Raw genomic sequence first — 15898 nt, forward strand, 5'->3', positions numbered from 1 at the left:
GCCCGCGAGGCCCTGGAACGGGCCGCCGCGTCGGGGACCCCGGTCGCGCGCCCCGCCACCGGCGGCCCCCGGCGGCAGCGGGGCGCCCGGCCCCGGCTGCGCCTCGACCCCTACGCGCACGGCGTGCACGTCGCGCTGCCCGTCATCGGCGACAGCGACGACCACATCGTGCGCTGGCGCATCACCACCGACAGCGGCACGTACCAGGTGCGCGGCCACGGCCGGTGGGCCGCCGCCGCGGGCACCGCCTCCCCCACCCTGTTCCCGCTGCCCGCCCCCAGCCGCACCGTCCGCGTGGAACTCGGCGACACCGGCTTCACCGAACACCTGCCGCTGGTCGACCCCGAGGACCCGCTGCTCGTCTTCACCGACGACGGCGACCCGCTCGACCCCCGGCTCGCGCTGCCGCCCGGCCGCCTGTGGCTGCTGCACCCCGCCGACCGGGCCCTGCTGCGCTCCGGCGGCGACACCGGCGACGACCTGGTCGGCGACACCCCCTACGGCTGGGAGGGGTGGACACTGCTGCGGGTGACCCTGCGCCGCGGCGACCGGATCGGCCTGGAGGGCTGCCCCGAGCGCCTCGTGCACGGCCGCGCCCGCCCCCACCTCGACCAGTCCGCTCCCGTGCGGGGCGTGTCGACCACGTCCGGCTCCCCCGTCCACGCCGACCTGCCCGTGGTGGTGCTGCCCGACGCCGAGGGCGAGGCCGTGGACTGGCACATCGACGTGCTGCACGCCGACACCGGACGGCTGCTGGCCGGCGCCACCGGCCGCAGCGGGCAGCGCGTCAGCCCGCTGGAGGGCCTGCCCCGCCCCGTGCTCGGCTCGTTCCTGGTCACCGTGCGCGGCCCTCTCGGCCGCGGCCTGCGCCGCCACCTCACCGTCGCCGAAGGGCTCACCGCCCGCTACGAGCCCGCCTTCCGGGCGCTCACCCCCACCGGGCTGGAACCGGTGGACGCCGTCCTGGCCGGACCCGACGGGCTGGACGTCGAACCGGAGGCGCAGCGGCTCGGCTCCGGCGAGGCGACGCTCGCGGCGCGGCTGCGCACCGCCGCCGCCGAACTGGCCGTCACCGTCCGCCCGCCGCACCTGGCCGTACTGTGCACCGGCGACCCCAGCCCCCAGTGGCGGCCCCAGCCGCTGCGGCTGGCCACCGAGACCGTGACCGGGGTCGGCGACCTGCTGCTGCGCCTCCCCGAAGGCGAGGAGGACAGCGGGCTGCCCGGGCCGCTGTCGGTGATCTCCGGTGAGGACGTGGTGCAGCGGGTGGAACCCGCGGCGCACCGGGGCGGCGCCACCGTCCGCTACCCGATCGCCCAGATCGGCGACACCGCCGCCGCCCACCGGCACCTGCGGATCGCCGCCCCCTACCGGGACCGGGTCCTGCACGTCGCCGTGGTCAGCCCGCGCCGCCTGGCCACCGGGGCGCACCAGGAGGACGGCGCCGTCGTCCTGGCGGACTTCCCCGGCATGCCCGGGGTCGATGCCGCCCTCTACCCGCACCGCGCGCCGTGGCGGCCGCCCCGGGTGGTGCCGGTGTCCAAGGACGGCCGCATCGCCCTGCCCGAGGACCTGCGCGACGGCGGCCCGCTGGAGGTGCTGCTGGCCGTGGACGACCCGTGGTCGGCGGCGGAGTGGCCCGACTGGCCCGACCGGCGCGACGCCAACCGGCTCACCTGCCCCGCGCCCGGCGTCCCCGACTCCGACGACCCCGAGGAGGTGCTGCTCTCCCGGGTCCTCGCCGGGGAGGCCGACGCCGACCGGCTGCGCGGCACCGACGAGACCGCCGCCCGGCTGTGGCGGGTCGTGGGCCTGGCCGACCGGCTCGTCTCCGTCGGCGTGGACCGCGCCGCCGTCGACGCCTGTGCCCGCGCCCTCGGCGCACACCCCGTCACCGCGCTGCTCGCCCACGGCTCCGCCGGACTGGACCCCGCCGACAGCGTCCGCACCCTCATCGCCAGCGGCCTGGCCGCCGCACCCCAGCACGACCGGGTCACCGTGGACGAGGCGGTCCGGCTGTGGCAGCGGCTGCCCGCCGCGGCCGCCCTGGCCACCAGCGACCTGCTGCCCCGCATCCCCACCGACCCCGCCCGGCAGCGGCCCGAGCACGCCGAACTGCTGGAGGAGCTGGAGCACAGCTGCGGGCCCGCCGCCGCGCAACTGCTGGCCGGCGACGCCGACCCGCACGCCCGCGTCGGCCGCTTCGACGCCTCCGCCGAACACCTCGCCCGCATGCCCGAGGCTCAGGTCAGGGCCGCGTGGCGGGCCGCCGGAGTGGTGCCCCGGGCGCTGCTGGACGCCGACAACCGCTCCCAGGCCGCCCTCGCCCTGTTCGGGGTGCGCAACAGCACCGCGCTGCACAGGGTGCGCTCCCGGGCGGCCACCGTCCTGAAGCTGACCGCCGCGGTGTGCGACCGGCTCCCCGACGCTTACCGGACAGCGGCACGCGCCCTGATCGACAGCCGCCGCCCCGACCGGCCCGGGTCCTGGCGCGACCTGCCCGCCCTGTCCGCCGCGCTGGCCACCGCCGCCCGCCTGGCCGCCCGGGACGTGGACGACTGCCGACGGCTGGTGGAGCGCTACCGGCAGGAGTGGGCGGAACTGGCCGCCGCGGCCCCCGACCTCGCCGCCGTCGACCTCGTCCTCGCCGAACTCACCCTCGCCGGAACCGAACGCGCCCGACTGTTCAAGGAGCCGACCGCGTGACCACCACCCTGGACCCCATCGGCGTCAGCGCCCTGATCAGTGACAGCTACCGCCGCTACCTGCGCTCCCTGCTGCCGCTGCGCGACCGCGGACTCGCCGACGCCCTGGAGGAGCAGATCAGCAGCAGCCCGCTGCTGACCAAGGGGCCGCTGCTGGAGGCCACCCCGCCCTACCGGACCGGCGCCACCCCGCGCCAACTGGTCGCCGAAGGCGTGCTGTCGCCCTCCTTCGCCGCGCCCGGCGGCCCCGCGATCCACCTGGACCGCCCCCTCTACCTGCACCAGGAGCAGGCGATCCGCAAGGCCCGCGCCGGACGCAACCTGGTGGTGGCCACCGGCACCGGGTCGGGCAAGACCGAGAGCTTCCTGCTGCCCATCCTCAACGAGCTGGAGGAGCAGCACCGGCGCGGCGAGCTCGGGCCGGGCGTGCGCGCGCTGCTGCTGTACCCGATGAACGCGCTCGCCAACGACCAGCTCAAACGGCTGCGGGAACTGCTCTCCGGCAGCCCGCACATCACCTTCGGCCGCTACACCGGCGAGACCAAGGACAGCGACCGGCAGGCCCTCGACTCCTACCACCGCCTGCACGGCCAGCGCGACCCGCTGCCCAACGAGCTCATCAGCCGCGAGCAGATGCGGCGCAGGCCGCCGCACCTGCTGCTCACCAACTACGCGATGCTGGAGTACCTGCTGCTGCGCCCCGCCGACCTCGACCTGTTCGAGGGCGAGCACGCCGGGCACTGGCGGTTCGTCGCCCTGGACGAGGCGCACGTCTACGACGGGGCCAAGGCCGCCGAACTGGCGATGCTGCTGCGCCGCCTGCGCGACCGGGTCGCCCCCGGCCGCCGCCTGCAGTGCATCGCCACCAGCGCCACCGTCGGCGACGACCCGCAGGCGGTGATGACGTTCGCGTCCCGGCTGTTCTTCGACGCGCCGTTCGAGTGGGACGCGACCGACCCCGACCGGCAGGACCTGGTGACCGCCGCCCGCCGCACCGACGCCCCGGGCCGGCCGTGGGGGCCGCTGTCGGCCGCCGACTACGCGGCGATCGGCCGCGCCGCCGACCCCGGGGCCGAGCTCGTCGCCGCCGCCCGGCGGCACGGCGTCCCCGACGGCGACGCCTACCGGGTGCTCGCCGCCGAACAGCGCATGCGGAAACTGCGCGCCCTGCTCGCCGACGGCGGCCCGCAGCCGCTGGAGGACCTGGCCGTGCGGGTCTTCGCCGGAGAGCACGACGGCACCGTGCGGCCCGCCGCCGCGCTGGCCGCCCTGGTCGCCCTGGGCAGCCGGGTGCGCGACCCCGACGGCAACCCGCTGCTCTCCGCGCGCTACCACCTGTTCACCCGCGCCACCGAGGGCGCGTTCACCTGCCTGTCCGGGAAGGGGCCGCACGTCTGGCTCTCCCGCCACGAGCACTGCCCCGACTGCCACGCGCCCGCGTTCGAGCTCGCCGCCTGCAAACGCTGCGGCGACGCCTACCTGGTGGGCACCACGGCGGCCGAGGACGCGGCGGTCCGCTTCCTGCCCCAGCGCCGCCCCCAGGACCAGGTCCTGTGGCTGCACCTGGGCGACTCCCCGATCGCCGTCGACGACGATGACGACACCCTGGAGGAGCCCGTCGCGCGGACCACCCCCGAGGACGACCACCTGTGCGTCGGCTGCGGCGCGCTCGGCACCGCGGCGCGCGCCTGCGTCTCCGGCTGCCCGGGCCGTGCCGTGCGCGCGGTGCGGAAGCTGCGCAGCAGGAACGGCCGCCCCAGCGGCTGCCTGTCCTGCGGGGCGCGCGGCCTCGACACGGTGCGCCGCCTGGAGAGCGGCAACGAGGCCGCGGCGGCCGTGGTGGCGACCGCGCTCTACCAGGCGCTGCCCGAGGACGCCGACGCCGGGCGCGCCGACCGCCCCGGCGGGGGCCGCAAACTGCTCACGTTCAGCGACAGCCGCCAGGCCGCCGCGTTCTTCGCGCCCTACCTGGAGCACAGCTACTCGCTGCTGCAGCAGCGGCGGCTCATCCTCGAGGGGCTGGAGCACGGCTTCGACGCCGCCGACGACTTCCGGGTCGACGACCTGATCGGCCACACCGCGCGGCGGGCCGCGCGCGCCGGGAGCTTCGAGCGGCGCGTCTCCCGCCAGCGCCGGGAGCACGCCGCCGGCCTGTGGGTGATGCGGGAGCTCGTCGCCACCGACGACCGGCAGTCCCTGGAGGGGCGCGGCCTGCTGCGCGTCCGCATGGAACGCCCCGAGGGCGTGCGGCTGCCCCCGGCGCTGACCCGGATGCTCGGGCTGGACGAGGACGAGGCGTGGGACCTGCTCGGCGAGCTCGTGCGCACCCTGCGCCAGCAGGGCGCGCTGACCATGCCCGAGGGGGTGGCCCCCGACGACGAGGCGTTCGCGCCCCGGCGCGGCCCCGTCTACGTGCGGGAGAGCGGCCCCGCCCCCAAGCGGAAGGTGATCTCCTGGCTGCCCGGCCAGGCCAGCAACCGCCGCGTCGACTACCTGCGGCGGCTGCTGGACCGGCTCGGCGTCGCCGACCCCTCGCTCACCCCCGAGGACCTGCTGCGCGGCGCCTGGAAGCTGCTCACCGGGCTGGGCGGCGGGCGCGAGGGCGAGGGGTGGCTGTGCTCGGACAGCGACCGCGTCCTCGGCACGGTGTGGCGGGTCGACCACACCGCCCTGCTGCTGGCCCCCGTGGGCGCGCACGCCCCGCTCCACCAGTGCGACAGCTGCCGCCGCCTGCACCCGGTGTCGGTGCGCGGGGTGTGCCCCACCCTCAACTGCCCCGGCACGCTCCACCCGTTCACGCCGCCCGCCCCCGAGGCGGACGACGACCACTACCGGCGCCTCTACCGCAGCCTCAACCCGGTGGTGCTGCGCGCCCAGGAGCACACCGCGCAGTGGTCCACCGAGGAGGCCGCCCGCATCCAGGAGGACTTCGTCGAGGGCCGCGTCAACATGCTGTCCTGCTCCACCACCTTCGAGCTCGGCGTGGACGTGGGCGAGCTCCAGGCGGTGCTGCTGCACAACATGCCGCCCACCACCGCCAACTACGTGCAGCGCGCCGGACGCGCCGGGCGGCGCACCGACTCGGCCGCGCTGGTGGTCACGCACGCCCAGCGCCGCTCCCACGACCTGTTCCGCTACCAGGAGCCCGAGCAGATGATCGCCGGGCAGGTGCGCGCGCCCTACGTGCCGCTCGCCAACGAGCGCATCGCCCGCCGCCACGCCCACTCGGTGGCGCTGGCCGCGTTCTTCCGGCACTGGCACCGCGCCACCGGGGAGGCCTGGGCCACCGTCGGCGCGTTCTTCCTGCCCGGGGAGAACGGAGCACCCGCACCGGTGACCCGCGTGGCTGACTTCCTCACCCCGGTCCCTGAGGAGATCAGGGCCGCACTGCGGCGCATTCTGCCGAGCAACGTGGCCGCCGACATCGGGGTGGACGACGACCGGTGGGTTGCCGAACTGTGCGAACACTTGGAGCAGTTGCGTCTCGAAGTCGACCAGGACGTCGCCGACTTTGAACGCCGCCGCGTGGCAGCCTTTGAGAAACGCAACGACCTGCTGGCTGGGCGGTTCGGGAAGACCATCAACACCATCGTGCGCCGCTCGCTGCTCAGCTTCCTGGCGACCCGCAACGTGCTGCCCAAGTACGGATTCCCCGTCGACACCGTGGAACTGCGCACCCACCATGCCGAAGAGCCGGTGGGCAGCAAACTTGAGCTGGCCCGCGACCTCACCTCAGCGATCTACGAGTACGCGCCAGGCGTGGAGATCGTGGCGGGCAGCAGAAAATGGCAGTCGGGCGGGGTGTACCGGCTGCCCGGGCGGGAGCTGCGCCGCTTCTCCTACCGGGTGTGCGACACCTGCGGCTACTACGCGGAGAGCACGGAACGGCTCGCTGAAGTCTGTGCGGCCTGCGGGACCGCAGCCACCGGCACGCCCACCGAGTACTGCATTCCCGAGTTCGGTTTCGTGGCCCTGCCCAAGACGGAAGCCGCGGGCCTAACTCCGCCGCAGCGGTCCTGGCACGGCTCTACCCACGTGCTCCGGCTCGCGGTCGACCCCGTGGAACGACGGTGGCCGCTGCCCAGCGGAGGCGAAGTGGTGTGCCTGGCAGGCAGCCGCGGGGAACTCGTGGCGCTCTCCGAAGGGCCGTCTGGACGCGGATTCTGGATCTGTGAATGGTGCGGCTGGGGCGGCAGAGCAGCCCAGAAGCGTCCTAAAGAGCACACGCACCCGCTCAAAGGCATCCCGTGCACCGGCCCGCTCAGCCGCCTGTCCTTGGGGCACAAGTACGAAACCGACCTCGTGGACATCACCTTCCACGGGAAGCTGAACATCACCACAGCGTCGCCCCAGACCCGGTATTCGCTGCTGTACGCTCTGCTGGAAGGCGCGTCAGCCGCGTTGGAGATCAGCCGCGACGACATCGACGGCACCCTGTTCTTCCAGGCCGGGCAGACCACCAGCCTGGTGCTGTTCGACACGGTGCCTGGCGGGGCAGGCGGCGCCGTCCGGATTGCCACGCACTTCCGCGAAGTGCTGCTCGCCGCCCGGAAACGGGTGGAGAACTGCGAGTGCGGGGAAGAGACGTCCTGCTACGGGTGTCTGCGCACCTATCGCAACCAGACCCGCCACGACCTGCTGGTGCGCAGGGACGCGCTCGCCGCGCTGCACTCGCTGACCTGACCGGTCGGGGAGGGGGCACGGCCCCCGCGGAAACCCGTGTTCAGAGGGTTTCCGCGGGGGCCGTGCATGCCGTCACGACTCTGCGCGGAGAATCTCCAGCGACTTCGCCAAATCCTCCGGATACGAGCTGGTGAACTCCACCCGGCGGTACTGCGTGGGGTGGGTGAACGCCAACCGGATCGCGTGCAGCCACTGCCGGTGCACCCCCAGCCGCTCCGCCAACGTGGGATCCGCCCCGTACAGGGTGTCCCCCACGCACGGGTGGCGGATCGCCGACATGTGGACGCGGATCTGGTGGGTGCGGCCCGTCTCCAAGTCGATTTCCAGCAGGCTGGCCGCGCGGAACGCCTCCAACGTGGTGTAGTGGGTCACCGACGGGCGGCCGCCCGCCACCACCGCGAACCGGCCGTCCCCTGACGGGTGCCGGTCGATCGGCGCGTCGATCGTGCCGCGCAACGGATCAGGGTGCCCCTGCACGAGCGCGTGGTAGACCTTCTCCACTGTGCGCTCCTTGAACGCGCGTTTCAGCGAGCTGTAGGCGATCTCGCTTTTCGCGACCACCATCAGCCCCGTGGTGTTGGCGTCCAAGCGGTGCACGATGCCCTGCCGTTCGGCGGCACCACTGGTCGCGACCGCGACCCCTGCGGCCAGCAGCCCGTCCACCACGGTCGGCCCCGACCAGCCGATCGTGGGGTGGGCGACCACGCCCGCGGGCTTGTCCACCACGACAATGTCGGCGTCCTCGTACACGATGCGCATCCCCGGCACCGGCTCGGGACGCGGCGCAGGGGGGTTCGGGGGCGGGGGCAGGGTGATGTCCAGCCACGCCCCGGCGTTCACCCGGTCGGACTTCGCTGCTGGCGCACCATCGACCAGCACATTGCCTTCAGCGATCAGCTCGGCTGCACGGGTCCGCGACAGGCCGAAGAGGCGGGCGATTGCCGTATCGAGCCGATCGCCTTCCAACCCGTCAGGTACCGGCATGCTCCGGTGATCACTCACGCTTCGTCTCCTCGCGTCGCACCGCGTTTGTCGTCTGTCTCGCGCGTGCCGTCAATGTTGATCCCACGGAAAGCCAACAGCACGGCGAGGACACCGCCGCACACGATCGCGGAGTCGGCGATGTTGAACACCGGCCAGTAGGGCACCTGAATCCAGTCCACGACGTGACCGTGCAACGGGGACGGCGGATGGAACAGCCGGTCCACCCACGTCCCTGGCGCGTCCGGACCCACGAGTGCCGCCGGTATCTCCCGAGTGTCAGGACGCCACACGCGGTCGATGAAATTGCCTATGGCGCCACTGAGGATCAACCCCAGCGACACCGCCCATCCGGCGCTGCGCAGCCGAGGTGCCGTCCACAGGATGGTGCCGATGACCGCCACCATGATCAGGCTGAACACCCAGGTCATCCCGGTACCGATGGAGAACGCTGCCCCCGGGTTGAACACGAGTGTCAGCTTGAGCAGGCCGCCGAGAAGCACGATCGGGTCGCGGGGGGAGAAGTACGCGAGCGCGATCTCCTTGGTGACGAAGTCGGCAACCAAGGGCCCGGCGGCAACCGCCAGCAGCAGCCCTATCCGGCGCGGGCGGTCCTGTGGGGACGCGTTCTCAGCCTCAGTACTCTCGATGCCCTGAGCGGGGTCGACGTCACTCAGCGGGAACTCCTCAACGTGGGATACGGCGTACCGCCGCCTCCGTGGTCTCGCGGCCGTCGGTGTTCCGTCCGCGTGGCGTGCGGGCCAGCCCTCATTCTATGCGCCAACCTGATTCCCTCATCTGGCTGCGCAGCGGCCGTTACTCTTCGACGTGCACGAACCCGCCGTATTCTTCGGCGAGCGCGGCAAGCCCTTCCTCATCCATGACGGCGGGAGCACCGTCCGGGCCGGTGCGGACTTCCACGATCCAGTCCACGTCTTCGGCGTCGTCTTCCCCCGCGTACATGTCCCGGTGCACGGTGCAGGGCGCGTACCCCTGCTCTTGCAACTGCTCGGCGAGTTCTTCCGCGGCGTCGCGTTCCGCCAGCGTCACCAGGACGGCTCCCTCGTGGGTCGCTCGGGTCACCGTTTCCTCCTCGGTCTCGCGGTTTTCGGCGCAAGTATGCCCCGGTCACGTTACAGCCGGAAAACGGCGGCCGGACGGTGCTGCTTCCTGGGATATCCTCAACCCAGCAAGGCGTTGATGGGGACGAGTACCGGCGGACACAGCCATGAGCGACCCGGGGACGGTGGAAGCCTGGGGGTATGACCGCACGGGAAGATCACCCCGGAGCCGCCGGAAGAACGGCGTCTGTGCGGACGCTCAGTAGAACCGGCCGATCAGCAACGAGTGGGGCGCGCGGCAGGACGACGGCCGCGCGGCCAAGGAGGGTGGTACCGCGGGGCGTCTGCCTCGTCCCTCCGTCAGGTGACCAGCACCCCTGATGGAAAGGTACGCCACGTGTCGAAGGAGTCGACTCGACCGTTCCCCACGCTTCCCGCCCAGATCGACCTGCCTGCGATGGAGCACGAGGTGCTGCGGCGGTGGGAAGAACACAAGATCTTCGAACGGTCCCTAGAGCAGACACAGGGCGGCCCGACCTGGGTGTTCTACGAGGGTCCCCCGACCGCGAACGGGACGCCCGGCGTGCACCACGTCGAGGCGCGCGTATTCAAGGACGTGTTCCCCCGGTTCAAGACGATGAAGGGGTTCTACGTCGAACGCAAGGCCGGGTGGGACTGCCACGGCCTGCCCGTTGAGGTCGCCGTCGAAAAAGAACTGGGGATCTCCGGCAAGAAGGACATCGAGGCGTTCGGGATCGCCGAGTTCAACGCCCGCTGCCGCGAGTCGGTGCTGCGGAACGTGGACGCGTTCACCGAGATGACGCGGCGCATGGGCTACTGGGTCAACATGGACGAGGCCTACCGCACCATGGACCGCGAATACGTGGAGTCGGTGTGGTGGGCGATCAAGCAGATCTGGGACAAGGGCCTGCTGGTCCAGGACTACCGGATCAGCCCGTACTGTCCGCGTTGCGGCACCACCCTGTCCGACCACGAGCTCGCGCAGGGCTATGAGACAGTCACCGACCCGTCGGTGTATGTGCGGTTCCCGCTGACGTCCGGCCCGCTCGCCGGGCAGGCCGCGCTGCTGGTGTGGACCACGACCCCGTGGACCCTGGTGTCCAACACGGCTGTGGCCGTGCACCCCGAGGTGGACTATGTGGTGGCCACGGACGGTTCTGAGCAGTTGGTCGTGGCCGAGCCGCTGGTGGGTGCGGCGCTGGGTGACGGCTGGACGCTGACCGGGCAGCGGTTCAAAGGCGCGGAGCTGGAACGCTGGACCTACCAGCGGCCGTTCGAGCTGGTGGAGTTCGACTCCCCCGCGCATTTCGTGGTGCTCGGCGACTATGTGACCGTCGAGGACGGTACCGGCCTGGTGCACCAGGCGCCCGCGTTCGGTGCGGACGACATGCAGGTCTGCCGCGCTTACGGGCTGCCCGTGGTCAACCCGGTGCGCAACGACGGCACGTTCGAGGAGCACCTGGACCTGGTGGGCGGCGAGTTCTTCAAGACCGCGGACGCTGCCCTCGTGGCGGACCTGAAAGACCGCGGCCTGCTGTTCAAGCACCTCGACTACGAGCACAGCTATCCGCACTGCTGGCGTTGCCACACTCCGCTGATGTACTACGCGGTGCCGTCGTGGTACATCAAGACGACCGCGATCAAGGACCAGTTGCTGGCGGAGAACGCCAAGACCAACTGGGTTCCGGCGAACGTCAAGGACGGACGTTACGGGGAGTGGCTGCGCAACAACGTCGACTGGGCGCTGTCCCGCAGCCGCTACTGGGGCACACCGCTGCCGATCTGGGAGTTCCCGGACGGTCGGCGGATCTGTGTGGGCTCCTTGAAGGAGCTGAGCGAGCTGAGCGGGCAGGACTTGTCCGACCTGGACCCGCACCGCCCGTACGTGGACGACATCGTCATCCCCGACCCGGACGCGGACCCGTCGCTGCCGCTGGAGCAGCGGGTGGCCCGCCGGGTGCCGGAAGTCATCGACGTGTGGTTCGACTCCGGTGCGATGCCGTTCGCGCAGTGGGGTGCCCCGCACCGCAACCAGGAGAAGTTCGAAGCAAACTTCCCCGCCCAGTACATCTGCGAGGCGATCGACCAGACCCGCGGCTGGTTCTATTCGCTGATGGCGGTCAGCACGCTGGTCTTCGGCCGCTCCTCGTACGAGAACGTGGTCTGCCTGGGCCACATCCTCGCCGAAGACGGCCGCAAGATGAGCAAGCACCTGGGCAACATCCTGGAGCCGATCCCTGTCATGGACCGGCACGGCGCTGACGCGCTGCGCTGGTTCATGGCGGCCAGCGGTTCGCCGTGGATGCCGCGCCGGGTCGGGCACACGGTCCTGGAGGAGATTGTCCGCAAGGTCCTGCTCACCTACTACAACTCGGCGTCCTTCTTCACCTTGTACGCGGGTGCGGGCGACGGGTGGAGCCACGAGCAGTTGGCGGACGCGCCGGCGCCGCAGGACCGGCCGCTGCTGGACCGCTGGATCCTCTCCGAGCTGCACTCGCTGATCAAGACCGTGGACGACGCGTTGGAGCGGTTCGACACGGCGCTGGCGGGCCGGGCGTTGACCACGTTCATCGACGACCTGTCCAACTGGTATGTGCGCCGGTCGCGCCGCCGGTTCTGGGCGGGTGCGGGCACGCCTGAGGGGGCTGCGGCATTCGCGACCCTGTTCGAATGCTTGGAGACCCTCACCCTGCTGATGGCGCCGATCGTGCCGTTCATCACCGACCACGTGTGGCAGGCGCTGCGCCGTCCGGATGCTCCGGAGTCGGTGCACTTGGCGTCGTGGCCGAAGGCCGACGAGTCGCTGATCGACCCTGCGCTGTCGGAGCAGATGGCGCTGGTGCGCCGCCTGGTGGAGCTGGGCCGGGCGGCCCGGGTGGACTCGGGGCAGCGGGTCCGCCAGCCGCTGGCGCGGGCGCTCGTGGGTGCCCCGGGTTTTGCGGAGCTGCCGGAGCAGTTGCGCGCGCAGATCGCGGAAGAGCTCAACGTGGTGCAGCTCGACCCGCTGTCGGTGGTCGGCGGCGACCTGGTGGACTACTCGGTGAAGCCGAACTTCCGTGCCCTGGGCAAGCGGTTCGGCAAGACCACGCCGCGGGTCGCCCAGGCGATCCGGGAGGCCGACGCTAAGACGCTGGTGGAGCGGCTGCGCGCGGACAATGCGGCGACCGTGGACGTCGACGGGGAGCAGGTGGTGCTCTCCGCTGACGAAGTGGTGGTCACCGAGCAGCCGCGGGAAGGCTGGACGGTGGCGTCGGAGGCCGGTGAGACGGTGGCGTTGGACTTGGAGTTGACGCCGGAGCTGCGCCGGGCCGGTGTTGCCCGCGAGGTGATCCGTCTGGTGCAGGATGCGCGCAAGTCCAGCGGGTTGAACATCTCCGACCGTATCCACCTGTGGTGGTCGGCGACCGACGAGATGACAGCGCAGGCCATGGCTGAGCACGCGGAGGCGATCAGCAGCGAAGTGCTGGCGGTGTCCTTCACCGAGGGCACTGGCGACGCCGACGCCTACGAGGTCGTCTCGGAGGAGTTCGGGATCACCCTGCGGCTGCGGAAGGCCTAAGACACGTCGCACGGGGCCGTGGACCTTTCGGGTTCACGGCCCCGTTGTCGTGGAGTCGTTTCCTCAATCCGACCGTCGGCGGGCACCGCGGCCCCGGTGGGGATACTCGCGGGGGCGGGTGGGCCGGGACGGCGACGTCTCAGGATGTGGCGTCGTCTGCAGCGGCGGTGGTACTGCCGCGAGGCGGGTCGGCAGGGTCGGAACCGTCCTCGGAGTCGGTGGATGTGTCGGATCCGGTCTGGTCCGGTTCCGTCTCAGCGGCAGCCGCTTCCGTGCCCAGGTCGCTGCCCGTGGGGGTCCACCGGGCGGCGAGCTCGGCGATCGCCGCAGCGGAAACGCTCTTGTTTTCGTACTGCTCTTGGGATGGCAGTGTGAAAGGCGGATTCCATTCGGCTGGTTCGCGGAAGGTGATCACGGCCGTCTCGTCGACGTCCGGATCAGTGTCGTCCGCAGGATCCGCCGGGGAGTCGTCGTGGTCGGCGCTGCCGGGCGCGGCGCCGTCGTCACCGGACGGATCGGATTCGGCGGTGTCAGCGCTGCCGCTGTCTGCGGCCTCGGACTCCTCGTCGCTGTCTGCAGTCTCGGAATCCGGTTCCGCGATGGCGGCGTCGACAGACGCGGTGTCCTCGGACTCGCCGTCGTCCGCTTCCGCGTCCCGCTCGGAGTCGACTGTCAGCTCCTCCGCAGCAGAGTCCGGGGTTTCCTCGCTGTCGGCTGCAGGACCGTCGGTGTCGACCGCGGTTGCCCCGTGCAGCTGGTCGGCGAGGACAGGGAGCTCCTGGGTGGCTTCCATATCCGGGGAATGCTCTGCCGCGCTGTCGTCGGAGTCGCTGTCGGAGCAGGGAGGTTCCGCGACAGTCTCCACGGGCGGGTTTTCGTCGACCGGGTCGTCGGTGTCGACCGGGTCGGTGTCCTCCGCCGTTCCCGCCGCACGGTCCTCCGGCTCGGAGGCTGGGACGGCCTCGACTGCGTCGTCGGCGTCCTCTTGGGATGCCGCGGCAGTGGGGGTGTCGTCCGCAGAGCTGCCGCTGCTGGATTCGGCGGATTCGTGCTGCTCCTCCTGGGGAGGCTCGGACAGCGTAGCGTCGCGTGCCTCCGCAGGGGGTGGAATGGATGCCTCCCGCACCGGTTCGGAAACCGGCGCGGGGACGGAGATCCCGACTACCGCGGTCCTGTCTCCGTCGTCCTGGACTGCCACGGGAGGGCTGCCGACGCTGGTGGTCGGGGCTGCCACCTGGCCGGTAGCCGCTGCCGTGCCCAGAGGCGGGACGGACGCCTTCCCCACATCGTCCGTCCGTACCGGTCCGGTCACGGCCCCGGGGAGTCCGGCACTCCGGTGATCGGGCAGTGACTCCGCACGGCCCGGCCCAAACAGGGCTTTCCTGTTGCGGACGAACTCCACCGCGAGCAGTACAGCGGCGAGCCCGCCGAGACCGAGCGCGATGTTGACCAGAGTCAGCTCTGCGAGGGCTAGTGCTGTGCCCATCACGACGAACGCCGCTATGACCAGCACCAGGCAGACGATGATCACCGGGTGAGCGCCTTACTTAGGAATCGAGAGAACGGACAGGACCGGGGTGACCGTCGACCGTCACTCAGTGGCGATCGTGCGGATCACCCGGGTGGTAGCCATGCGGTGCCGGTTCGGGTGACGCGAACGGGTTCGTGCTCCCCGTGCCCGGGTTGGTGTGCTGCAGCGACGGGCTACCTCCCGTGGGAGCAGACATGGTCTGGAAACCGCCCGTGGTGTTCGGGTTGTTGCCGTAGTCGGGCGCTCCCTCGTTGAGCTCCCGCAACTGCCGTTCGAAGTACTCCTTGAGCCGGCTGCGGTACTCGCGTTCGAAGTCCTTGAGCGCGGCGACCTTGTGCTCCAGCTCGTCGCGCTGCTGCACGAGCGAGCCCATGACCTGGCGGTGGCGCTCCTGGGCATCCCGATCAAGGTTCTCCGACCGGGCGCGAGCCTCGTTGATGATCTGCTCGGCCTGGCGGCGGGCCTTGCTGAGGATGTCCTCGGCCTCGTGGCGGGCCCGGCCCAGGGTCTCGTCGGCCTCGCGGCGGGCGTCCGAGATGGCCTGGTCAGCGGTCTGCTGTGCGAGAGCCAGCACCCGTGCCGCGGTGTCCATGTTGTCTTCGCCGCCGGGCAGGCCCATGGCGGCTGCCGGGGCAGGCTCAGGCTGCCGCATCGGCATTTCAGGCTGGGGGGCCTCCTGAGGAGCGGGGGGCTCCTGGGGCTGGAAGTCGTTCATTCCCGCAGGGGGAACCTTGCCGCGCAGGCACTCAGCGAGTTTGCCGCGCAGTTCCTCGTTCTCCTGGATCAGACGGTCGAGCTCAGCCTCAACCTCGTCGAGGAAGGCGTCGACCTCTTCTTCGTCGTATCCCGGTCGTAGCCGGGTTGTACTGAATTGCTTATTGCGTACATCCGCAGGTGTCAGCGGCATGTTCGTCTCCTTGGCGCGCTTGGACTCTGTCCGTAGGGACGCTACCTGATCGTGACCTTATGGCACTCCAGATCATGGTTAAGACGCATGTATTGGAACCGGAGCCTACCTTCCTGCCTCTCGGATCTTGCTACACGGTCATGACAGACGCCACGATCTGGAGGAGGATCATCACCACAAGGAACAGGATCATGAAGCTCAAGTCGAGTGCGACACTCCCCAACCGGATGGGTTTGATGAAGCGGCGCAGGAACTTGAGCGGTGGGTCCGTGATCGTATAGGTCGTCTCGGCCAAGACCAATACCAACCCGGCGGGCCGCCAGGATCGGGCATACATCTGAACCAGGTCGAACACCAACCGTCCGATCAGCGCGATCAGGAAGAGGTACAGGACGAAGATCAGAACGTTGCCGAGCACGACTTGGACGATGTTCACTCTCGTACTCCGGC

The 15898-nt window shown here is 71.2% G+C and carries 9 protein-coding genes; 3 read left to right on the forward strand and 6 right to left on the reverse strand.

Annotation, left to right across the window (positions count from 1 at the left end; all coding sequences use genetic code 11):
• Together CW348_RS02775 and CW348_RS02780 are read left to right on the forward strand one after the other, a co-directional pair.
• Positions 1 to 2706, forward strand: a 2706-nt coding sequence (locus CW348_RS02775) for a hypothetical protein (protein ID WP_287462688.1), incomplete at its 5' end; no start/stop codon positions are given.
• The gene (locus CW348_RS02780; protein ID WP_104612570.1) at positions 2703 to 7388 is read left to right on the forward strand and encodes a DEAD/DEAH box helicase; all 4686 of its coding nucleotides are present in this window, start codon (positions 2703 to 2705) and stop codon (positions 7386 to 7388) included. The genes CW348_RS02775 and CW348_RS02780, both read left to right, overlap by 4 nt.
• Before the next feature lie 72 nt (positions 7389 to 7460).
• Here the strand turns inward: CW348_RS02780 and CW348_RS02785 are convergent, their stop codons facing one another.
• From CW348_RS02785 to CW348_RS02795, 3 genes are all read right to left on the reverse strand, one after another.
• Positions 7461 to 8390 carry an RluA family pseudouridine synthase gene (locus CW348_RS02785; RefSeq protein ID WP_011291570.1) on the reverse strand — a complete coding sequence of 310 codons (930 nt, stop codon included), beginning with the start codon at positions 8388 to 8390 and terminating at the stop codon, positions 7461 to 7463.
• Positions 8387 to 8935 carry a signal peptidase II gene (locus CW348_RS02790; RefSeq protein ID WP_011291569.1) on the reverse strand — a complete coding sequence of 183 codons (549 nt, stop codon included), beginning with the start codon at positions 8933 to 8935 and terminating at the stop codon, positions 8387 to 8389. Before CW348_RS02790 ends, CW348_RS02785 begins: the two co-directional genes overlap by 4 nt.
• Before the next feature lie 250 nt (positions 8936 to 9185).
• On the reverse strand, positions 9186 to 9452 hold the full coding sequence (locus tag CW348_RS02795) for a hypothetical protein (protein WP_011291568.1): 267 nt from the start codon (positions 9450 to 9452) through the stop codon (positions 9186 to 9188).
• Between the two features lie 375 nt (positions 9453 to 9827).
• On the opposite strand from CW348_RS02795, the gene ileS reads away from it, so the two are divergent.
• Positions 9828 to 13010 carry an isoleucine--tRNA ligase gene (gene ileS / locus CW348_RS02800; RefSeq protein ID WP_016188495.1) on the forward strand — a complete coding sequence of 1061 codons (3183 nt, stop codon included), beginning with the start codon at positions 9828 to 9830 and terminating at the stop codon, positions 13008 to 13010.
• A gap of 139 nt (positions 13011 to 13149) precedes the next feature.
• Here the strand turns inward: ileS and CW348_RS02805 are convergent, their stop codons facing one another.
• The 3 genes from CW348_RS02805 to CW348_RS02815 all read right to left on the reverse strand — a co-directional run bounded on the left by CW348_RS02805 (position 13150) and on the right by CW348_RS02815 (position 15884).
• Positions 13150 to 14541: a hypothetical protein gene (locus CW348_RS02805; RefSeq protein WP_287462693.1), complete on the reverse strand. Its 1392-nt coding sequence runs from the start codon at positions 14539 to 14541 to the stop codon at positions 13150 to 13152.
• Positions 14542 to 14605: 64 nt separating this feature from the next.
• Entirely contained in the window at positions 14606 to 15448 is an 843-nt protein-coding gene (locus tag CW348_RS02810; RefSeq protein WP_011291565.1) for a DivIVA domain-containing protein, read from the reverse strand.
• Positions 15449 to 15578: 130 nt separating this feature from the next.
• A complete protein-coding gene (locus tag CW348_RS02815; RefSeq protein ID WP_011291564.1) occupies positions 15579 to 15884 on the reverse strand; it encodes a YggT family protein in 306 nt (101 codons plus the stop codon).
• Positions 15885 to 15898: the final 14 nt, after the last annotated feature.

Source organism: Thermobifida sp. (assembly GCF_017577275.1).
GTDB classification, from domain to species: domain Bacteria; phylum Actinomycetota; class Actinomycetes; order Streptosporangiales; family Streptosporangiaceae; genus Thermobifida; species Thermobifida fusca.

Coding starts and splice junctions, on each gene's coding strand:
- CW348_RS02810 (WP_011291565.1), bottom strand. CDS start 15,448: ATGCCGCTGACACCTGCGGATGTACGCAATAAGCAATTCAGTACAACC.